This is a genomic window from Frateuria edaphi (genome assembly GCF_021117405.1).
Taxonomy (GTDB): domain Bacteria; phylum Pseudomonadota; class Gammaproteobacteria; order Xanthomonadales; family Rhodanobacteraceae; genus Frateuria_A; species Frateuria_A edaphi.
This window is the reverse complement of sequence record NZ_CP088251.1, coordinates 1,323,768-1,342,452: the sequence shown is the minus strand read 5'-3', so window position 1 is coordinate 1,342,452 and position 18,685 is coordinate 1,323,768. Positions and strand designations below refer to the sequence as shown.

At 68.0% G+C, this 18,685-nt stretch carries 20 protein-coding genes and 1 pseudogene; 3 read left to right on the top strand and 18 right to left on the bottom strand.

Annotated elements, in window-relative coordinates:
* The first annotated feature begins 35 nt into the window (after positions 1-35).
* Together LQ772_RS06220 and hutI are read left to right on the top strand one after the other, a co-directional pair.
* Complete coding sequence (locus tag LQ772_RS06220; RefSeq protein ID WP_231325012.1) at positions 36-1,457, top strand: chloride channel protein; 1,422 nt, start codon at positions 36-38, stop codon at positions 1,455-1,457.
* On the top strand, positions 1,454-2,683 hold the full coding sequence (gene hutI, locus LQ772_RS06215) for an imidazolonepropionase (RefSeq protein WP_231325011.1): 1,230 nt from the start codon (positions 1,454-1,456) through the stop codon (positions 2,681-2,683). The genes LQ772_RS06220 and hutI overlap by 4 nt, the downstream gene beginning before the upstream one ends.
* Before the next feature lie 51 nt (positions 2,684-2,734).
* On the opposite strand, the gene LQ772_RS17370 is transcribed toward hutI, so the two are convergent.
* The 14 genes and pseudogenes from LQ772_RS17370 to trpB form a co-directional block, all read right to left on the bottom strand.
* Positions 2,735-2,923, bottom strand: a complete 189-nt coding sequence (locus tag LQ772_RS17370) for a hypothetical protein (protein WP_338029242.1) — start codon at positions 2,921-2,923, stop codon at positions 2,735-2,737.
* A gap of 135 nt (positions 2,924-3,058) precedes the next feature.
* Positions 3,059-3,463: pseudogene (locus tag LQ772_RS06210) on the bottom strand (cysteine hydrolase family protein); the annotation flags it as partial.
* A gap of 85 nt (positions 3,464-3,548) precedes the next feature.
* Positions 3,549-4,016 carry a PA2171 family ribosome-binding persister protein gene (locus LQ772_RS06205; RefSeq protein ID WP_231325009.1) on the bottom strand — a complete coding sequence of 156 codons (468 nt, stop codon included), beginning with the start codon at positions 4,014-4,016 and terminating at the stop codon, positions 3,549-3,551.
* A 138-nt stretch (positions 4,017-4,154) separates the two neighbouring features.
* The gene (locus LQ772_RS06200; RefSeq protein ID WP_231325007.1) at positions 4,155-4,316 is read right to left on the bottom strand and encodes a 30S ribosomal protein THX; all 162 of its coding nucleotides are present in this window, start codon (positions 4,314-4,316) and stop codon (positions 4,155-4,157) included.
* 100 nt (positions 4,317-4,416) lie between these two features.
* Positions 4,417-5,361 carry a cation diffusion facilitator family transporter gene (locus LQ772_RS06195; protein ID WP_231325005.1) on the bottom strand — a complete coding sequence of 315 codons (945 nt, stop codon included), beginning with the start codon at positions 5,359-5,361 and terminating at the stop codon, positions 4,417-4,419.
* A 46-nt stretch (positions 5,362-5,407) separates the two neighbouring features.
* The gene (locus LQ772_RS06190; protein ID WP_231325003.1) at positions 5,408-5,830 is read right to left on the bottom strand and encodes a MerC domain-containing protein; all 423 of its coding nucleotides are present in this window, start codon (positions 5,828-5,830) and stop codon (positions 5,408-5,410) included.
* A 340-nt stretch (positions 5,831-6,170) separates the two neighbouring features.
* Positions 6,171-6,638, bottom strand: coding sequence for a transcriptional repressor (locus LQ772_RS06185; protein WP_231325002.1), 468 nt, complete (start codon positions 6,636-6,638; stop codon positions 6,171-6,173).
* 193 nt (positions 6,639-6,831) lie between these two features.
* The gene (locus LQ772_RS06180; RefSeq protein ID WP_231325000.1) at positions 6,832-7,101 is read right to left on the bottom strand and encodes a hypothetical protein; all 270 of its coding nucleotides are present in this window, start codon (positions 7,099-7,101) and stop codon (positions 6,832-6,834) included.
* A gap of 17 nt (positions 7,102-7,118) precedes the next feature.
* A complete protein-coding gene (gene gltX / locus LQ772_RS06175) occupies positions 7,119-8,519 on the bottom strand; it encodes a glutamate--tRNA ligase (protein WP_231324998.1) in 1,401 nt (466 codons plus the stop codon).
* A gap of 82 nt (positions 8,520-8,601) precedes the next feature.
* Positions 8,602-8,928: a hypothetical protein gene (locus LQ772_RS06170; RefSeq protein WP_231324997.1), complete on the bottom strand. Its 327-nt coding sequence runs from the start codon at positions 8,926-8,928 to the stop codon at positions 8,602-8,604.
* A 21-nt stretch (positions 8,929-8,949) separates the two neighbouring features.
* On the bottom strand, positions 8,950-9,381 hold the full coding sequence (locus tag LQ772_RS06165) for a DUF4399 domain-containing protein (protein WP_245397826.1): 432 nt from the start codon (positions 9,379-9,381) through the stop codon (positions 8,950-8,952).
* Positions 9,382-9,762: 381 nt separating this feature from the next.
* Positions 9,763-10,632: an acetyl-CoA carboxylase, carboxyltransferase subunit beta gene (gene accD, locus LQ772_RS06160; RefSeq protein ID WP_231324995.1), complete on the bottom strand. Its 870-nt coding sequence runs from the start codon at positions 10,630-10,632 to the stop codon at positions 9,763-9,765.
* A gap of 80 nt (positions 10,633-10,712) precedes the next feature.
* Complete coding sequence (gene trpA / locus LQ772_RS06155; protein ID WP_231324992.1) at positions 10,713-11,513, bottom strand: tryptophan synthase subunit alpha; 801 nt, start codon at positions 11,511-11,513, stop codon at positions 10,713-10,715.
* A complete protein-coding gene (gene trpB, locus LQ772_RS06150) occupies positions 11,510-12,721 on the bottom strand; it encodes a tryptophan synthase subunit beta (protein WP_231324990.1) in 1,212 nt (403 codons plus the stop codon). The genes trpA and trpB overlap by 4 nt, the downstream gene beginning before the upstream one ends.
* Before the next feature lie 112 nt (positions 12,722-12,833).
* On the opposite strand from trpB, the gene LQ772_RS06145 reads away from it, so the two are divergent.
* Positions 12,834-13,721, top strand: a complete 888-nt coding sequence (locus LQ772_RS06145; protein ID WP_231324988.1) for a LysR family transcriptional regulator — start codon at positions 12,834-12,836, stop codon at positions 13,719-13,721.
* A gap of 65 nt (positions 13,722-13,786) precedes the next feature.
* On the opposite strand, the gene LQ772_RS06140 is transcribed toward LQ772_RS06145, so the two are convergent.
* The 4 genes from LQ772_RS06140 to LQ772_RS06125 form a co-directional block, all read right to left on the bottom strand.
* A complete protein-coding gene (locus LQ772_RS06140) occupies positions 13,787-14,794 on the bottom strand; it encodes a cupin-like domain-containing protein (protein WP_231324986.1) in 1,008 nt (335 codons plus the stop codon).
* Positions 14,795-14,796: 2 nt separating this feature from the next.
* Entirely contained in the window at positions 14,797-15,426 is a 630-nt protein-coding gene (locus tag LQ772_RS06135; RefSeq protein ID WP_231324984.1) for a phosphoribosylanthranilate isomerase, read from the bottom strand.
* On the bottom strand, positions 15,423-16,190 hold the full coding sequence (truA, locus tag LQ772_RS06130) for a tRNA pseudouridine(38-40) synthase TruA (protein WP_231324982.1): 768 nt from the start codon (positions 16,188-16,190) through the stop codon (positions 15,423-15,425). Before truA ends, LQ772_RS06135 begins: the two co-directional genes overlap by 4 nt.
* A gap of 158 nt (positions 16,191-16,348) precedes the next feature.
* The gene (locus LQ772_RS06125; protein WP_231324980.1) at positions 16,349-18,640 is read right to left on the bottom strand and encodes a motility hub landmark protein FimV; all 2,292 of its coding nucleotides are present in this window, start codon (positions 18,638-18,640) and stop codon (positions 16,349-16,351) included.
* Between the last annotated feature and the right edge of the window lie 45 nt (positions 18,641-18,685).

The following is an 18,685-nucleotide window of genomic DNA, read 5'->3' as shown; positions in this document are numbered from 1 at the left end:
GCGGACCGTCATCCGCAGTCTGCGATAATGGCCCGATGCCACCTTCCAACCCCCGCCTGCAGGCCCTGCTCGGCCACGAGTTCTTCGCCCCGCACCAATGGAAGCGGCGCATCGCCCTGTGGAGCGGCGCGGTGCTGGTAGCACTGGCCGCCATCCTGTTCGCCAAGGCCAGCACGTGGGCCTACCAGTTGTTCCTGCGCATCCTGGACCACGGCGTGTGGATCCCGCTGATCCTGACGCCGGTAGTCTTCGGGCTGTTGTCGTGGGTCACGTCGGGACGGTTCCGAGCCACCCGCGGCAGCGGCATCCCGCAGGCGATCGCAACGCTTCACGTGGAAGACGAATCGTTCCGCAGGAACATGCTTTCGTTGCCGATCGCGGCAGGCAAGATGTTGCTTACGCTGATCGCGCTGGCCGTCGGTGCCTCGATCGGACGCGAGGGGCCGACCGTGCACGTGGGCGCCGGACTGTTCTACACGTTCGCGCGCCGCTTCGGTTTCAGCGACCCGAAGGCCGCCTCGCGCTTCATCCTTGCCGGCGGCGCCGCAGGCATCGCGGCGGCGTTCAATACACCGCTCGCAGGCGTGGTGTTCGCGATCGAAGAGCTTGCCGGCACCTTCGAGCACCGCTTCAGCGGATTGCTGCTTACCGCGGTAATCGTCGGCGGCGTGGTGTCGCTGGGAATCATGGGCAACTACGCGTACTTCGGCGAGGTCGAGGTCAACCTGCCGCTGGGCCACGCATGGCTGGCGGTGCTGTTGTGCGGAGTCGTCTGCGGGTTGCTCGGCGGCCTGTTCGCGCGGCTGATCCTGCTCAGCAAGCGCGGCCCGCTGGCGCGCGTCGGCGCGCTGCGCGCCCGCTGGCCGGTCGCCTTCGCCACCGGCTGCGGACTCGTGCTGGCGATTCTGGGCGTGCTGTTCCACGGCTCGGTGTACGGCACCGGCTACGACCAGGCGCGCGCGATCGTGCAGCAAGCGACGGTAACGCCGGGTGCGAGCTTCGGTTTGGCCAAGCTCGGGGCCAACGTGGTGTCGTACTGGGCAGGGATTCCGGGTGGCATCTTCTCGCCTGCGCTGGCGGTGGGCGCCGGGCTCGGTCAGAACATCGCCCACTTCCTGCCAGGGGTGCCGGCCGCCGCGGTGGTATTGCTGGGCATGAGCGCGTACCTCTCAGGCGTGACCGGCGCGCCGCTCACCTCGGCGGTCATCGCAATGGAGCTGACCGACAATCAGTCGATGGTGATTCCGGTGATGGCCGCCTGCCTGCTGGCCCGCGCCGTTTCGTCGCTGCTCAGCCCCACGCCGGTCTACAAGGATTTCGCCGAGCGCCTGGTGCAGGAGTTCGAGCGGCAGCAAGCCGCCCGTCACATTCCGCCCGAGCCCGTCGAACACGTCGGGCGCAGCAGCGCCTTCGATGAACCGGCGGCTCCCGCCGACGCACCGCAGGAGAAGCCATGACCACGCCGCGCTGGGATCACCTGCTGATCGACGCCACGCTGGCCACCTTCGTGGGCGAACGTGCGTTCGGCCTGGTCGAACGCGGCGCGCTGGCAATCAAGGACGGCCGCATCGCGTGGTCCGGTCCCGCCGCGGAACTTCCCGGTGCCGCGGATGCATTGGCCGCCTCGGTCGAAACGCTGGACGGCGCGCTGGTCACGCCCGGCCTGATCGACTGCCACACGCACCTGGTGTTCGGCGGCGACCGCGCGCACGAATTCGATCTGCGCCTGAATGGCGCGAGTTACGAGGAGATCGCCCGCGCCGGCGGCGGCATCGCCTCGACCGTGGGCGCCACCCGCGCGGCGGACGAGGACGAACTGCTGCGCCAGAGCCTGCCGCGCGCACGCGCGCTGCTGCGCGACGGCGTGACCACGCTGGAGATCAAGTCCGGTTATGGGCTCGACCTCGACACCGAGCGCCGCATGCTGCGGGTGGCGCGGCGCATCGGCGAAACGTTGGGCATCGGCGTGCGCAGCACCTTCCTCGGCCTGCACGCGCTGCCATCGGAGTACCGCGAGCGGCGCGAGGATTACATGGCACTGGTGTGCGACATGATGTTGCCGGCGCTGGCCGCCGAAGACCTGGTCGACGCGGTCGACGCCTTCTGCGAGGGCATCGGCTTCACCCGCGTGGAAACCGAGCGCGTCTTCGAGCGCGCCAGGGCGCTCGGCCTGCCGGTGAAGCTTCATGCCGAACAGCTCTCCGACCAGGACGGCGCGGCATTGGTCGCGGAGTACCGTGGCCTGTCCGCCGACCATCTGGAGCACCTTAGCGAGTCGGGTGTCCGCGCGATGGCCGCCGCTGGCACCGTGGCCGTGCTGCTGCCGGGCGCCTTTTATGCCTTGCGCGAAACGCATCTGCCGCCGATCGACCTGCTGCGTGCGCACGGCGTGCCGATGGCGATCGCCACCGACTGCAACCCGGGCACCTCACCGCTGCTCTCGTTGCGGTTGGCTGCGAACATGGCCTGCACGCTGTTCCGGATGACGCCCGAAGAAGCCTTGCGCGGAGTCACGGTCAATGCGGCTCGCGCGCTTGGCCTGGCCGACCGGGGATCGCTGGCGGTGGGGCAGCGGGCGGACCTCGCCGTCTGGAAAGCCCGCATGCCCGCGGAGCTGTGCTACTGGATCGGCGGCGATCTGCTGCAGTCGCTTTGGAGCGCAGGCGCTCCCGTCAGGCTGTAGCGCTCGCCTACCCTTTCCGCCTGGCGGAAAGGATCCGGCCGGGTCGCCGGATCAGTCCTCCGGCGTCTTGGCCGGAATGAACGGCGATACCGGATCGCTGGCCGGGAAGGTTTCCTCCACCGCTTCGTCGGTGAGATCGCTCTCGTGCGCCTTCCGGCCCTGGCGCTCGTTCTCGGTTTCCGGGCGCTGGGGCTTGTTGCAATCGGGGTGCTGCACGTCTTTGCGGTCGTGGCTGCTCATCTTCTGGCTCCGCTGAGTGTTGTCCCATTCCGACAGGCGCGCGTCGATGCGGGTGATGTCGGCCTTGGCCACCTCCTGCATGCACGCCAGCGCACGCTGGTTGCGCAGGGTGGTCTGCGAGGCGATGCCGTCTGCCGGCACCCACAACGGGAACTGGCGCATCTGCGCATCCAACGCGGTGCGCAGCACGCAGTCGTCCCCGGCGATGCCGACCAGGGCGAGCGCCTTGATATCGAGCTTTTCCAGCAGCGTGCACAGCGGCGTTTCGTAGAACGCCGAATGCCGCGGCTTGAGAACGAAATAGTCTTCGACGCCCGGCAACAGCCCGTCGCTGAGCTCGGCGCCACGGGATCCGACCCGCCTGCAGTGCTCGATGACCTTGGCCAGATCGGCGTGCCAGCGCCCGAAGTTGTCGTTGGCGTAGATCACCGGCAGGTCGTGTGCGCGGTACCAGTCGCGCACGTGTCCGATCGCCGTGGCCACCGGCATGGCCTGCTCCAGCAGCTCCTCGCCACCCTCGAATTCGAGGTCGTTGAGCATGTCGATGATGAGCAGGGCGCTGTGCCTCGGATCGAAGGCAGTCTCGTGTTCGCGCTGGACGATGTTTGCCATGTTGGCCGCCGCCTCAGGCCGCTTCCAGCCGCTTCTTCAATTCCATCTTTCGCTGCGCCATCTGTTCGCCCAGTTCGTCCAGCGCCTTCTTGCCCAGCAGCGCCTTGGCGCGCTTGAACATCTCCTTTTCTTCCTCGTCGGCATGATGCTCGAACAGTTCCTTGAGCACCTTGGCGCGACCGGAGAATTTCTCGCTGTCGACCTCGGTCTTGAGCAGGTCCGGCAACACCAGGTCGCCGGCGGCGCGATGTTCCTCCAGCGCCTCGAAGTACATCTTCGCGTCATCCTTGCCGTCGCCTGCCTTCTTGAACGCCGGGTAGAAGATTTCCTCTTCGATGGCGTTGTGCACACGCAGGTTGGCTTCGATCTTTTGCACCAGTTCCTTGCGCTTCTTCACGCCGCGCGTAGTGGTGCCGGCCAGTTCATCCAGCAGCGCCCTCATGTTCTCGTGGTCCTGCTTCAAAAGCTCGATTGCGTTCATGCCTGCTCCGGTCCCGCCCCTGCCAGCCGCACGTTTCCATGCGCACGGTGAAGCGCGTGTCTTCCCTGGTTAATCGCCGCGGAACGACAAAAAAAAGCCCCGCTCATGGCGGGGCTCTTCGATCCGCGAGCGGAAAGCTCAGGCGGACTTTTTCTTCGGCGCTGCCTTCTTGGCGGCGGCCGGCTTGGTCACGGTGGCCTTGGCGCCAACCACGGCCGGCTGCGCATCGTGCGCACGGGTGTTGCCGTAGCTGCCGCGGTAGGTCTTGCCGCGACGGGTCTTGCGATCGCCCTTACCCATGGGAACTCCTTGATTCGTAATGCGTGAACGGCCAGCCATCGTAGCAGCGAAGAGGTAAAGCGCAAGAGCGCCGAAGGGCCTCGCCGCCCGCCGACTGCGCTCAGTGGTGCCCGTGCCCAAGGCAATCGCGCGCGTGGTCCGTGCACGGGCCCGCGTCCACCTGGACCGTCACATGCAGGATCCCGAATTGCTTGCGCAACAGCCGATGGATTGCCGCCACCGCCCCGGCCCCTTCGCCGTCCTGCACCTGCGCATGCAGCGTGGCCATGCGCGAGCCGGAGGCCAGCTGCCACACGTGCAGGTGGTGGATGTCGCGGATCGATGCGTCGGCCTGGCGCAGGGCCTGCTCGACCTCGCCCACGTCCAGGTCTTCGGGCACGCCCTCGAGCAGGATGTGCGCCGACTTGCGGAGCAATCGCCAGGCGCCGCCAAGGATCAGCAGGGAGACCAGCAGCGAGAGTACCGGGTCGGCCCAGTTCCAGCCCATGAAACGCACCGCCAACGCGGCCAGCACGGCACCGAACGAGCCGAGCAGGTCGCCCATCACGTGCAGGCTGGCCCCGGCCATGTTGACGTCGTCGTGGGCGTGGCCGTGCAGTACGCGCAACACCACCAGGTTCACCAGCAGGCCCACCACCGCCACGACCAGCATCACCCCGGAAAGGATCGCTCCGGGATGCAGCAGGCGCGTGACCGCCTCATAGGCGATGAACCCCACGAGCACGAACTGCGTCAACGCGTTGACGAAACCGGCCAATACCTCCAGCCGCCCGTAACCGTAGCTGCGGCGCGCATCGGCCGGACGCAGCGCGAGCCGCGCGCCGATGAATGCCAGTGCGAGCGCCAGCGCGTCGACCATCATGTGCCCGGCGTCGGCGAGCAACGCGAGCGAACCCGACCACAGACCGCCAACGGCCTCGGCCACGAGCATCAGCAGGGTCAGCAGGAAAGCCGCCAGAAGCTTGCGCCCGCGAGCGCTCGAATGGTCGTGCTCGTGATGCTCGTGCGAATGGTCGTGCGGGCCGTGTTCGTGCGATCTGCTCATCGCGGCATCGTAGGAACGCCCCCGCGCGTTACACAATCACCGGCGCTCAATGCGCGCAACCGGCGTCGTGCACGTGCGGTGGCCGGCGATCGAGCCGCAGGTTGACGAAGTGCGCGCTCGCGAGCAGCACGCCGCCGCAGGTGACCAGCACGCTGTGCAGCGCGACCGGATACCGCTCGGCCACGGTGACGCCCAGCAGCAGCAACGAAAGGCCGGGAAACGCCAGCATCAGCGACCCGGGCCGGCGGTGCCGGCGGTAGCCGTTGACCAGGGTCAGCAGCGCCAGCGCGCAGGCGAACATGACGAAAGCCCGCTCGAACCGATGATCGGCCAGGAACTCGAGCCCGACCAGCGGCAACACCGCGAGCACGAACGGCAAGGCTGCGCAATGGATCGCGCACAGGAACGACGCGACCGCGCCGAACCGGTCGGCGGTCTGCCATGCGCGTGATGTCGGCGGTCGGGCCATCGTCGGCTTCGGTAGGAGCTGGCTACAATGTTACTTTATAACGCGAGCCACCGCCACGACGCTGTAACGAATCGTCAACCAAGCTGTCGCCGCCGCGTTCTAGAATGGCTGAATGCAAGCCATACGGGGTCGGAAGCCCGGGTATGCGGGCTTGCAATCGAGTTAGCGGTTTTCCGGTGCGGCATTGTTCCCTCCCCGCCAACACCGGGAAAAGCGGGGCGCGATACAGGATGTATCGCGCCCCGCACTTTTGCTTGCGTCCCCGAATCGGTCTTGGCACTCCCGCCCGCGATGGCGGGGTTCGATCGATTGCGCAATCGCGGGTCCGGGCCTTTCCTGGTCAGCCCTTGCGGCACTGCTTGCAGAGGCCGTGGACTTCCAGCGTCTGGGCCTGCGGCCGGAAGCCGAAAGCCCGCGCCTGCGCCTCGATCAACTCGGCCACCCGAGCATCGCAGACCTCCTGCGCACTCGCGCAGCCGTCGCAGATCAGGAACGGCACCTGATGCGCCTCGGCAGGATGGTGGCAGGAGACGTAGGCATTGATCGACTCGAGCTTGTGGATGAAACCCTGCTCGAGAAGGAAATCGAGCGCGCGATAGACCGTGGGTGGCGCGGCGTTCCCGTGGCGTTCGCGCAACTGATCGAGCAGGTCGTAGGCCTTGACCGGTTTGCCCGCCGCGGCGACAAGCGCCAACACTTCCCTGCGCAAGGGAGTGAGCCGCAATCCGCGCTCCTCGCTGGCCTGTTCGACCGCCGCGACGAAACTCTCGGCGTCTTCGACGTGGTGTGAGTGGAGCTTGGCTGACACGATCGGCCCATCCGGTTGATGCCGCGATGATACCGCGTGCCCGACAGCCACGTTTTGCAGCAGGTGGTTCCGGGTACGCGACGCCAAGACTCCAGCGGTCCGGCCGGTCGTGGACCCAACAGGCTTACCTGTGCGGGTTCCCATCAGGAACCCGGCCATCGGCGCTTCCGGCAGGAACGCCTGAAAGCGATCATCACTTCGGCAGCGGCGGCGGCACCTGGCGTCGCGGCCGGCGCAGGACGACCAGCCAGCCGATCGGGCCCAGCACGAACGCCCAGGCGACACCCTCGGCGGTGCGGCCGCGCCACCAGCCCAGCAGCGCACCGACGGCGAGAAACAAGAGGTTCCACCAGATCAGCGCGCTCCAAGGGACCAGCGCCATCAGGTTGAGGAAGATGCGCAGGAACGCATCGGGGGCGTCGGGGTCGACACCCTGCGTGGCGCGGGCAAGGAGTTCGTCCATGCCGCGGGGTCCTGGGCTCAGCCCTGCGCGCGGGCGACCGCGTCGTCGATGCGCTTGAGCGCTTCGGCGCGGCCGGCCAGGTAGATCGTGTGGTCGATCGAAGGCGAGACCTGGGTGCCGGTCATGGCCACGCGCAGCGGTTGGGCAATCTTGCCCATGCCCAGTTCGAGGCTGGCTGCAATCCGCTCGATGGCCTGGTGGATCGGCTCGGGTTTCCATTCGATGTCGGCGAGCAGCGTCCTGGCCTGCTCGAGGACGGCCACGGCGCTGTCGTTCTTCAGGTGCTTGGCGACGGCCTTGTCGTCCCATTCGGCAATCGGCACGTACCAGATCTTCGCGCGCTCGGCCATTTCCTTGAGCGTGTGCACGCGGTCGCGCAGCGCCACGACCACGTCGGCGGGCGCGGGGCCGCGGGAGATGTCCACGCCGGCGCGCGCCAGGTGCCACTCGAACTCGGGCGCCAGCTCCCGGGGATCGTCCGACTTCAGGTAGTGCTGGTTGAGCCAGGCGAGCTTCTCGGTATCGAAGCGCGAGGCGGCCTTGTTGACGTCGGAGATGTCGAACAGGCGGATCATTTCCTCGCGCGAGAAGATTTCCTGGTCGCCGTGCGACCAGCCCAGCCGCACCAGGTAGTTGAGGATCGCGTGCGGCAGGTAACCCGCGTCGCGGTACTCCATCACGCTGACCGAATTGGTGCGCTTGGAGAGCTTCTTGCCCTCCTTGTCCAGGATCATCGGCAGGTGCGCGAATTCCGGCACCGGTGCGCCGAGCGCGTGGTAGATGTTGATCTGGCGCGGCGTGTTGTTGACGTGGTCGTCGCCGCGGATCACCTCGGTGATGCCCATGTCGATGTCGTCGACCACCACCGCGAAGTTGTAGGTCGGCCAGCCGTCGGAGCGGAAGATCACCAGGTCGTCCAGCTCGGCGTTGGCCCACTCGACGCGGCCCTTGACCTTGTCCTCGAACACGACCGAACCCTCGGTCGGGTTCCGGAAGCGGATGACGCGGTTGGGGTCATCGCGCAGCGGCTCGTTGCGATCGCGGTAGTAGCCGTTGTAGCGAGGCTTCTCGCCCTTGGCCATGGCCGCCTCGCGCATCGCCTCGATCTCTTCCTTGCTCTCGTAGGCGTAGTACGCCTTGCCTTCGGCGAGCAGGCGGTCGGCCACTTCCTTGTAGCGCGCCAGGCGATGGGTCTGGTAGATCGGTGCCTGGTCGGCGGACAGATCGAGCCACTGCATGGCATCCAGGATCGCCTGCACGGCTTCATCGGTGGAGCGCTCGCGATCAGTGTCCTCGATGCGCAGCAGGAACTCGCCGCCGCGACGACGCGACTCGAGCCAGCAATAAAGCGCGGTGCGGGCGCCGCCGATGTGCAGGAAGCCGGTGGGGCTGGGGGCGAAGCGGGTGCGGACGGTCATGGGCATTCTGCGGCTGCGAAGGGCAAACACGGGATTTTAGCCGATCGCAGCGCCGCGGCCGCGGCAATCACGGGCAACACGATCAGGGTTTGCGCTCGCAGGACCAGCCATAGCAGATCACCACGTTGGGGTCGCGCTCTGCCCGGCCCAGCGGCGCGGCGGGAAAGCTGCTTCCAGGCGGCACGAGCTGGGCGCCCCGATCGTCCATGACGATCTGTGGCGCCTCCTTTGGAGCAGGCAGCAGCACGTATCTAACGATGAACAGCGGGCGGTGCGCGCTGGCACCGGCCGTCGTTGACTGGATGGCCTTTTCGGACCCGGTGGCCTGCTGCGCTTCCATGGCAACGCTCGCCCATGCGGAGATCGGCAAGGCCAGAACCAGGGCGGCCATGAACGGCAGCGGCTTCATCCGGCACCTCCGGCGGTGCGCTCACTTCACGTGGATGGTAATCCTTTTGGACACCACGGGCGGGGCGAACGGCACATGGTTCGCGTCGCCCAGTTCCAGCTGCAGCGTGTGCGTGCCCGGGGAAAGCTTGAGCGTGGTCTGCGTCTGGCCACCGCCAAAGTGCCTGTGGTGTTCGTCGTTGGGAATCGGCTGGCCCGCGAGCGGCAGGTCGGTCACATCGACCAGCAGGTGGTGGTGCCCCGTGTGCTCCTTGCCCACGCCGGCCGGCGCCACGCCCATGCCCTTCAGGCCGAAGCGCACCGTGACCTCGCGACCGACGGTGGCACCGTCCTTGGGCGAGATGATGTAGGCCTCGGCGCCGGCCGGTGCCTTGGTGGCCGGGAGCGCAGGCGTCTGCGCGAAGGAAGCGGCGCCAACGATGGCGAACGCGGCGGCGAACATCATCCGTTTCATGCGTGGGATCTCCTCGGGCGTGGCAGGCCAGTATGCCGGCAGCATCCGACCGCGTCATGCCGCCTGCCCCGCAGCGCGCGCGGAGGCGCTGGTCACTTCCTGCGCATCGTGTCGCCCTGCGCTTGTCGATCAAGCAGATAGGCCACCTATCCACAGGCTTACCCCAGCTGGCTCCACAAGCGCTGTGGACAACCCGCGAAGACGACGTTGCCGCTGCGTAAAAACTGATCAGCGCGTGCCAAGTGACTGACGGCAAAGCCGCCTCTGCGGTTTGTCCACAGGGTTTACCGGAGGGCATCCACATCGGCTGTGGAAAACATGACCTGCACAAACGACGATGCCGCCTTTCGGCGGCATCGATCGGTGTTCCCCAGCGTTCGATCAGGCCGCGCGCGGCGCCTTCATCAACAGGCCGAAAAGCTCGGCCAGTTTGTCGCGCATCTCGCGCCGGTCGACGATGAGGTCGATCGCGCCGTGTTCGAGCAGGAACTCCGAACGCTGGAAGCCTTCAGGCAGCGTCTCGCGTACGGTCTGCTCGATCACACGCGGACCCGCGAAGCCGATCAGTGCCTTCGGCTCGCCGATGTTGATGTCACCGAGCATCGCCAGGCTGGCCGAAACGCCGCCGGTGGTCGGATTGGTCATCACGCTGATGTAGGGCACGCCGGCGTCGCGCATGCGCGCCAGCGCAGCGGAAGTCTTGGCCATCTGCATCAGCGAGAACAACGCTTCCTGCATGCGCGCGCCGCCGGTGGCGGAGAAGCACACCAGTGCGCTCTTCTCGGCCAGTGCGCGCTCGGCCGCGCGAGTGAATTTCTCACCCACCACCGAGCCCATCGAACCGCCCATGTAGGAAAACTCGAACGCAGTGGCGACCAGCGGGCGGCCCTTCAGGCGGCCGCTCATGGTGATCATCGCGTCCTTCTCGCCGGTGGATTTCTGCGAGGCCACGATACGGTCGCGGTACTTCTTCGAATCGCGGAATTTCAGCGGATCGGTCGGTTCCAGGTTCGCCCACAGCTCCTGCGTCGAACCCTCGTCGAGCAGGGCGAGCAGGCGCTCGCGCGCGCCGATCGGATGATGGTGGCCACACTTGGGACACACCATCAGGTTGCGCTCCAGCTCTGGCCGGTACAGCACCGTGCCGCAACCGCCGCACTTGTCCCACACGCCCTCGGGCACTTTGCCCTTGTTGGCGGGAGTGCTGTGCGTGCGTGCACGCGGGGTCATGATTTTCTGGAGCCAGTTCATGGGGACCTCGTCAACAATGCTGTGCCACACCGCGAGCCCCGGTCCTCACCCGTCCCTCGTCGAAAGGGAACGTGCGCGGGTCAAGGCGCGTCCAGTGCTGCGCGGATCGGCGCGAGAAACTCGCGCGCCCGCGTGGCGATTTCATCCGCTTCCGTGGCGCCGGCGAGGCGCTCGACCAGCGCACTGCCGATGACCACGGCGTCGGCGAACCCGGCGATCGCTTTCGCAGTCGCCGAATCGCGGACGCCGAAGCCGACCGCCACCGGCGCCTTCGCCCCGGCGCGCACTTCGGCCACGCGCGCGGCGATGTCCGCCGTGCTCAGCCGTGCCGCGCCAGTGATGCCGGCGAACGACACATAATACAGGAAGCCCCGGGCCGCCTCGCACAACTTCGCCATACGCGCGGGTGCGGTAGTGGGCGCGGCCAGCAGGATCTGCTGCAGGCCTGCGATGCGCAGCGGCTCCAGCACGGCCGACTCCTCCAGCGGGCAATCGACGACCAGCACGCCGTCGACACCCGCCTGCACGGCATCCTGCGCAAAGCGCGCGTAGCCGTGCATTTCGATCGGGTTGAGATAGCCCATCAGCACGACCGGCGTGTCCGCGTCGCGCTGGCGGAAGTCGGCGACCCAGCGCAACACGTCGCCCAGCCCGACGCCGCTGCCGATGGCGCGCTCGCTGGCGTGCTGGATGACCGGACCATCCGCCATGGGATCGGAAAATGGAACGCCCAGCTCGATCAGGTCCGCGCCCGCCGCAACCAGCGCGTGCATCAGGGCGACGGCATGTTCGGGCGACGGATCGCCCGCGGTAACGAAGGGAATCAGTCCGGTGCGGCTTTCAGCTTTAAGCACGGCGAAGCGACGGTCGATGCGACTCATACCTGCACTCCCTCGCGCGCGGCAATGGTATGCACGTCCTTGTCGCCACGGCCGGAGAGGTTGCACAGCACCAGCGCGTCCTTCGGGTATTCGCGTGCGAGCTTCATCGCCTGCGCCACGGCGTGGCTGGATTCGAGCGCAGCGAGGATGCCTTCGGTACGGGCGAGCAGGTGGAACGCCTCCAGCGCTTCATCGTCGGTGACGCCGACGTAGTCGGCGCGACCGGCATCCTTGAGGAAAGCGTGTTCCGGGCCGACGCCGGGGTAGTCCAGACCGGCGGAGACCGAGTGCGTCTCGGTGATCTGGCCGTTGTCGTCGCACAGCACATAAGTGCGGTTGCCGTGCAGCACGCCCGGCCGGCCGGCCGCCAGGGACGCCGCGTGATGTCCCGTGTCCATGCCCTCGCCCGCCGCCTCGGCGCCGACGATGCGCACGTCCGCATCGTTGAGGAAGGCGTGGAACAGGCCGATCGCGTTCGAACCGCCGCCCACGCAGGCCGTGATCGCATCGGGCAGACGGCCGTAGCCCTCCAGCATCTGCTCGCGCGCCTCGCGCCCGACGATGGCGTTGAAGTCGCGCACCATCTGCGGATACGGATGCGGTCCGGCCACGGTACCGATGATGTAGAAGGTGTCGGCCACGTTGGTGACCCAATCGCGCATGGCTTCGTTGAGCGCGTCCTTGAGCGTTTTCGATCCCGAGGTCACGGGCACCACTTCGGCGCCCAGCAGTTTCATGCGGTAGACGTTGATTTTCTGCCGCTCGATGTCCACCGCGCCCATGTAGACCACGCACTTCATGCCGAATCGGGCGGCCACGGTGGCACTGGCGACGCCGTGCTGGCCCGCGCCGGTCTCGGCGATCACGCGCTGCTTGCCCATGCGCCGGGCCACCAGGGCCTGGCCGATGGTGTTGTTGATCTTGTGCGCGCCGGTGTGGTTCAGATCCTCGCGCTTCAGCAGGATCCGCGCGCCCCCGAGATGCTTCGATAGCCGCTCGGCGTGGTAGATCGGGCTCGGACGGCCGACGTAATACTTGAGGTCGCGGTCCAGCTCGGCCAGGAAATCCGGATCCCGGCGCAACCGCTGGTAGGCCTCGGTCAGTTCGGCCAGCGGCGCCATCAGCGTCTCGGCGACATAGCTGCCGCCATAGGCGCCAAAGCGGCCGTGCTCGTCCGGCCAGCGGTGGAAATCCTGGGTAGCGGGCATGGGCGGCTCCATCGGCAGCGGCGGGTCGCCGCAGGAAGCCTCACACCTTAGTGCCGGCCAGCCTTGTGAAAAAGCGAAAAAATCGTGTCCCAGTGTGAGCTAGACTCACAACATGTCCGACCGCGACCTGCCCTCGCTGCATGCCCTGCGCGCCTTCGAGGCCGCCGCCCGCCTGGGCAGCATGAGCCTGGCGGCGCGAGAGCTGCACGTCACCCACGGTGCCGTGAGCCGGCAGGTGCGTTCGCTGGAAGAGGCGCTGGGCCAGCCCCTGTTCCTGCGCCAGGGCCGCGGCATCCAGGCCACCGCCGCAGGGCGGCGCCTGCAGGAAAGCTGCCAGGCCGCGTTCGGCCAGTTGCGCGAAAGCTGGGCCCGGTTGCGGCGTGAGCAAGCGGACGCGGCCCTGGTACTGGGTTGCTCGGGCAGCGTGCTGGCGCGCTGGGTGATCCCTCGGCTGGAACGCCTGCGGCACGACCTGCCCGCACTGACCTTGCACCTGGCCGCGCAGGAGGAACCGACGTCCCTGGCTGGCGTGGACGTCGCGCTGTTGCTGGAAGCGCCACCCTGGCCGGACTCGTGGCAGGTGTACGACCTGGCACCCGAACGCATCGGCCCCGTGCTCAGTCCCCGCCATCCCGAACTCGAGCGCCTGCGCGCCCTACCCCCCGCCGCGCTGTGCGACGAGCCGCTGCTATACACCGCCTCGCGCCCGCAGGCCTGGCCGGACTGGGCGCGAGCGATGGGACTGGCGCCGGAATCCATGCAGCAGACGCAGGCCCTGCCGCATCTGTATTTCCTGCTGGAGGCCGCCGCCGCTGGGCTGGGCGTGGCCATCGCCCCGCAACCGCTGGTCGCCGACGACCTGGCCAGTGGCCGATTGCTGGCGCCCTGGGGGTTTCGCGAAACCGGCGGTCGCTGGATCCTCGCCACCACGCGCGCGGGCGACGCACGCCTGGAGGCATTGGCCGCCTGGGCACGTGACGAACTGACCGAACGCGCTTGAGGCCTCTTCGCTGTGTGCGAGCGGCGCGGTCCCTCCCAGGGTGGGAGGGCAGAGGCGCTCCGCCTTCAGAGATACCGCTTTGCCAGTTCCCTTAGTCGCTCGAGCACCTTCGGCGTGCGCGCGCCCAATACGCCACGCCGCTCCCCCGGCAGGTGCTCCAGCGGATCGCCCTCGTCGAACGCGTAATGCTCCAGTAGTTTCTTCCACCCAGCCCTCTCGGTGGGTGGCAAGGCACGAAAGGCCAGGATGGCGTGGTACAGCGCCGACAGCGCATGGCCGGTGGTGTAGCCCGCCTCGTCCACGGAAAGCCACCAGTAATTCACCAGCGCGTTGAGCCGCTCCAGCGACTCGACGTGATGCCACCACAGCGGCGGCATGTAGATGGCATCGCCGGGGTGCAGCTCGGCCACCTGGGCGGCGGCGAGCGCCAGCTTCAAACGCGGGAAACGCGGATCGTCCGGTCGGTCCAGGCGCGCCATCCCGATCATCGTGCTGGTGGGTGCGAAGTCGAGCGGGCCGATGTACAGGTTGGGCAACTGCTCGGGCGGAAACAGCGTAAAGCGCCGCCGGCCGCACGCCACGCAGGCGATGTTGTGTTGCGAGTCGAAATGCGTGGGCGTGGTGACACGGTTGCCGATCCACAATCGGGGTTCGACATCTGCGCCGACCAGCGGCAGTGCGTGGTGTTCCAGGAACCCAGGCAGGCAGGCGGCGATCGATGCGCTCTGGATCGCCAGGCCCGGTGGATGATCGACCCGGCTGTAGCTGGCAAGCCGCTGCAAGCCGAGCGTCAGCGGTATGCGGTAATGCTCGTAGTTGAAGCCATCCAGCGCCGCGTTGTAGCCGATCACGCCTTCGGCCTCGGGCGGCATCAGCAAGGTGTCCACCGGTGCGCCGTTGTCCAGCGCGGCCAGCCCCTCGGCAAAGGCGGTGTCCGATCCCTGGGCCAGCCTGACCAGCGGCCAGTCGCGGGCCAGGCCGCGTATCACCAGCGGGCGATCGAGGGCCATCAGGGCCGCCCGGTCCGGCACGGCGCCGGCGTCGGTTTCCTCGATGGCCTGAGTCGGCGCCATGCTCAGGCGCGAGCCGCATCCGCGGCGCGCGCCGCCGCGATGAAGGCCGCCAATCGCGCCGGATCCTTGATGCCCGGCGCCGATTCGATGCCACTGGATACGTCCACGCCCCACGGCCGCGCGATGCGGATGGCTTCGGCCACGTTGCCGGGGTGCAATCCGCCAGCGAGGATCAGCGGTTGCGCCAGGCCTCGCGGCATCAGCGACCAGTCGAACGCCTTGCCGCTGCCGCCCGCATCGCCCAGGCCGTGCCCGTCGAGCACCAGCCCCGCCGCGCCCGGGTACGCACGCAGCCGCTGCATCGCATCGCTTCCGTCGCCCATCGCGATCGCCTTGAGGTAGGGCCGTCCGAACTGCGCGCACCAGTCGTCGCGCTCGGCGCCATGGAATTGCAGTAGCGCCGGCTGCACCGCGGCGATCACCTCGTCGACGAAAACGGCATCCTCGTCCATGAACAACGCGACGGTCGTGACCATGGGCGGCAGCGCGCGGGCGATCGCGCGGGCCTGGCCGATAGCCACCTGCCTGCGGCTGCGTTGGGTGAAGATCAGCCCGATCGCGTCGGCGCCCAGTTCGGCGGCCAGCACGGCATCCTCGACGCGGGTCATGCCGCAGCACTTGATGCGGATCATGCGCTCACCTCCGCCGGCAGCCCCCAGTGCGTTTCGTAACGCGGGCCGAGGAAAGTCAGCCCGGAGGATGGCGCGGTCGGCCCTGCCACTTCGCGATCGCGCCCTGCGAGCAGCTCCGCCAGCCATGCAACCGGTTGTTGCCCACGCCCTACCGGCAGCAGGGAACCGACGATGTTGCGCACCATGTGATGCAGGAAGGCGTTGGCCTCGATCTGCACGATCACCTGCTCGCCCTCGCGCCGCACTTCCAGGCCCAGCACGCAGCGTCGCGCGTGCGCGGCCTGGCAGGACACCGCGCGGAAAGCCGAAAAATCGTGCTCGCCCAGCAACGCCTGTCCGGCCTGATGCATGGCCGATGCATCCAGCGGTGTTCGTTCCCACGCGACGTAACGGGCATCCAGTGCAGCGCGCACCGGGCGGTTGAGGATGGTGTAGCGATAGCGCCGGCTGCGTGCGGAAAAGCGCGCGTGGAAGGCCTCGGGTACCGGCTGCGCCCACAACACCGCTACAGCGGTGGGCAAATTGGAACATGCACCCAGCACCCAGCTGCGCATGTCGCGCTCGACCTCGGTATCGAAATGCACTACCTGGCAACGCCCGTGCACGCCGGCGTCGGTGCGCCCGGCGCAGGTCACCGTGACCGGCTGCGCGGCCACGCGCGAGAGCGCCTGCTCCAGCGCGCCCTGCACGGTCGAACCGTGGGACAGGCGCTGCCAGCCGAGGAAATCGGTGCCGTCGTACTCGACGCCCAGGGCGATGCGCATGCGGTGGTTCCTGCGAAACAGCCTGGAAGCGTAGGGTGGGCTTCAGCCCACCGCAACCTGACCGGATGCGGAGGACGAAAACGGGAAGCCAGTTTACGCAGTCCGGATACAAGAAGGGCCGGCATGGCCGGCCCTTCCTGCGAGCGATGGAGACGGCTTCAGGAAAGCGAGTCGATCAGGCGCTGCGCCGCATCCCTCTGCATCTGGGTGCCCTCGTTCATCACTTCCTCGAGCATGGCGCGGGCGCCGTCGGCGTCGCCCATGTCCATATAGGCACGCGCCAGGTCCAGCTTGGTGTCGATCGGGTCGTCGCTGAACTGGCCCATTTCCTGCGGCTCGGCGGCGGTCGCGCTGCCGGTGGTGTCGTTCACCGGCTCTTCGAAGTTCCAGGTCGAGGGCGTCGCGTCTTCCACCGGGGCCGGCTCGACGTTACGCATGACCGTAAGGTCCTCGTCCTCGTCGGCGACATTCAGCGCGGGAGTCTCGGCCGGGGCCGGGCGCGGCGGGGTGAGGTCGAAATCGAAGTGGTACTCGCTGACCTTGGGCCGCTCGTCGCTGGCCGGCTCGTCGTGGATCGCGGTTTCTTCGGCGTGGCTGGCGTAGTTGTCCAGGTCGAACGGCTCCATGTCCTCACCGATGACCTGGTGGCGCTCATCCTCGCGCGAATCGAACGCGTCCTGCGCGCCCTGCCCGGCAAACAGCGGATGACCCGGCACCAGATCCTCGCCCATGGCGACCACGTCCTGCCACTCGTCCTGCTCGGGGTCGACGATATGGGCGTGCATCGCCTCGGCCGCGGCTTCGAAATGGTCGACGTCCCGGCGGGAGTAGTACAGGCTCACCAGTTCCAGGTGCAGGCCGATGTCGTCCGGGTGTTCTGCCAGCTGGTCGAGCAACTCGTCCTGGTCCGGATCCGCGCTGACGGGCGCGGACGTATCCGGCACCGCGCCGAAGCGATCGGCCAGCGAGGGGGCCGTGGACACGGCGCGCGGACCTGCCGGCTTGCGGCGACGACCCAGCAGCGCAAGCAGGATCAGCAACAGGACGGCGCCACCGGCAGCAGCCCACACCCACGGCTGCATGAACCAGGGCTGCTCCGCCGACGCGGGGGTGACCGGCTTGCGGGTCACCGGCTTGACCGGCTTGCTGGCCGGCTTGGCGACCGGGGCGACGGCCGGAGCCGCCGCCGCGCTTTGCGCGGACGGCACGGAGGTTGTCGTGGCGACGGAACCGGTGCTACCGGGCTTGGCCGGCGTGGCGATAGCCGTACCCGCGGCGGCCGGCTTGGTGGAGGTTTCGGCGAGCGCCGCGGCCGGAGCCGTGACGGCAGTCGAAGCCGCGGCCGGCAGGCCGGCCTTCTTGCGGGCATCGGCGAGCTTGTGCTGCAGCTCGGCGATCTCGTTGTCCTTGAGCGCGAGCAGGCGGGTGTTCTTGTCGTTGATGTCCTGCAGGTCCTTCAGGCGCGACTTCAGGTCCGCACTCTGCTGCTGCAGGGTGGTCAGCGTTTCCTGGGTACGCATCAGGTCCTGGCGCAGGGCCGCATCACCCTTGCCGCCCTGGGCGCCAGCGCCCTTGCCGCCCTGCTTTGCCGGCACCAGCGCCAACCGGTCCGCCGACGTGCTGGCCGGTGTGTTGGAGGCTTCCGTACGTGCAGCCGCATCGGCCACGGTGGTGGTCGAGCCGGTCGACTGGGCGCGCCAGTCGCCGTTCTGCTGGCGGATCTCCGCCATCGCGGCGGCCACGTTCATGGCCTGCGCTTCCTGGCTGGTCGGCACGCGCAGCACCGCACCACTCTTCAGCGCATTGATGTTGTCCTGGTAGAACGCGTCCGGATTGGCCTGCTTGAGAGCCAGAATCATCTGGCTCGCATCCACGCCGGCAGGGGTGACCTGGCGGGCGATGCCCGACAGCGTCTGGCCACGTTCGACCTGGTATTGGCCGCCCGCGGCGACGCGACCGGCGCCCGGCTGGGCGGCGGTGGAACCGGCCGTGGCCGGACGCGCGGTGGCGCGGGGCGCGTTGCCGCGCGGAGCACGAACGCTGGGCGCCGTTGGCGTGGTACCCGGCGGATCGAGCAGGACCGGGAACTCGCGCAGGCTGCGGCCCGACTCGTTGTCCACTTCCACCAGCAGGTCGAGGTAGGGATCGTTGACCGCCACCGCGCTGGTGATGCGGATCACCTTGCGTCCGCCCACGTCGACGATGCTGAACTGCAGCGGCAGGTCGGGCCGGACACCGGCCAAGCCGGCGCGGGCGAAGTCTTCCGGCGAGGCCAGGCGCGCGGTGAGGTTGCGCAGCTCGGCGGGGCTGTCCGGCGTAAGCGGAATCTCCGCGAGCAGCGGCTGGCCGAGGGCGGACTTGACCTGGATCTGGCCCAGTTCGAGCGCCGCCGCCTGGCTGCTGCCCAGCGCCAACGCCAGCAGCATCGACAGTTTCAACGAACGATTCATCGCTTCGATTCCCCCAAAAGCCCGAGACGCTTCATGCCATCGCCG

Bases quoted from the DNA above. Each gene is read 5' to 3' on its own strand.
- trpA (WP_231324992.1), bottom strand. From the start codon at position 11,513: ATGAGTCGCATCGACCGTCGCTTCGCCGTGCTTAAAGCTGAAAGCCGC.
- LQ772_RS06205 (WP_231325009.1), bottom strand. From the start codon at position 4,016: ATGAACGCAATCGAGCTTTTGAAGCAGGACCACGAGAACATGAGGGCG.
- LQ772_RS17370 (WP_338029242.1), bottom strand. From the start codon at position 2,923: ATGAGCAGCCACGACCGCAAAGACGTGCAGCACCCCGATTGCAACAAG.
- gltX (WP_231324998.1), bottom strand. From the start codon at position 8,519: ATGACCGTCCGCACCCGCTTCGCCCCCAGCCCCACCGGCTTCCTGCAC.
- LQ772_RS06180 (WP_231325000.1), bottom strand. From the start codon at position 7,101: ATGGACGAACTCCTTGCCCGCGCCACGCAGGGTGTCGACCCCGACGCC.
- LQ772_RS06190 (WP_231325003.1), bottom strand. From the start codon at position 5,830: ATGGCCCGACCGCCGACATCACGCGCATGGCAGACCGCCGACCGGTTC.
- hutI (WP_231325011.1), top strand. From the start codon at position 1,454: ATGACCACGCCGCGCTGGGATCACCTGCTGATCGACGCCACGCTGGCC.
- LQ772_RS06140 (WP_231324986.1), bottom strand. From the start codon at position 14,794: ATGGCGCCGACTCAGGCCATCGAGGAAACCGACGCCGGCGCCGTGCCG.
- accD (WP_231324995.1), bottom strand. From the start codon at position 10,632: ATGAACTGGCTCCAGAAAATCATGACCCCGCGTGCACGCACGCACAGC.
- LQ772_RS06195 (WP_231325005.1), bottom strand. From the start codon at position 5,361: ATGAGCAGATCGCACGAACACGGCCCGCACGACCATTCGCACGAGCAT.
- trpB (WP_231324990.1), bottom strand. From the start codon at position 12,721: ATGCCCGCTACCCAGGATTTCCACCGCTGGCCGGACGAGCACGGCCGC.
- truA (WP_231324982.1), bottom strand. From the start codon at position 16,190: ATGCGCATCGCCCTGGGCGTCGAGTACGACGGCACCGATTTCCTCGGC.
- LQ772_RS06220 (WP_231325012.1), top strand. From the start codon at position 36: ATGCCACCTTCCAACCCCCGCCTGCAGGCCCTGCTCGGCCACGAGTTC.
- LQ772_RS06135 (WP_231324984.1), bottom strand. From the start codon at position 15,426: ATGATCCGCATCAAGTGCTGCGGCATGACCCGCGTCGAGGATGCCGTG.
- LQ772_RS06165 (WP_245397826.1), bottom strand. From the start codon at position 9,381: ATGAAACGGATGATGTTCGCCGCCGCGTTCGCCATCGTTGGCGCCGCT.
- LQ772_RS06170 (WP_231324997.1), bottom strand. From the start codon at position 8,928: ATGAAGCCGCTGCCGTTCATGGCCGCCCTGGTTCTGGCCTTGCCGATC.
- LQ772_RS06145 (WP_231324988.1), top strand. From the start codon at position 12,834: ATGTCCGACCGCGACCTGCCCTCGCTGCATGCCCTGCGCGCCTTCGAG.
- LQ772_RS06125 (WP_231324980.1), bottom strand. From the start codon at position 18,640: ATGAATCGTTCGTTGAAACTGTCGATGCTGCTGGCGTTGGCGCTGGGC.
- LQ772_RS06200 (WP_231325007.1), bottom strand. From the start codon at position 4,316: ATGGGTAAGGGCGATCGCAAGACCCGTCGCGGCAAGACCTACCGCGGC.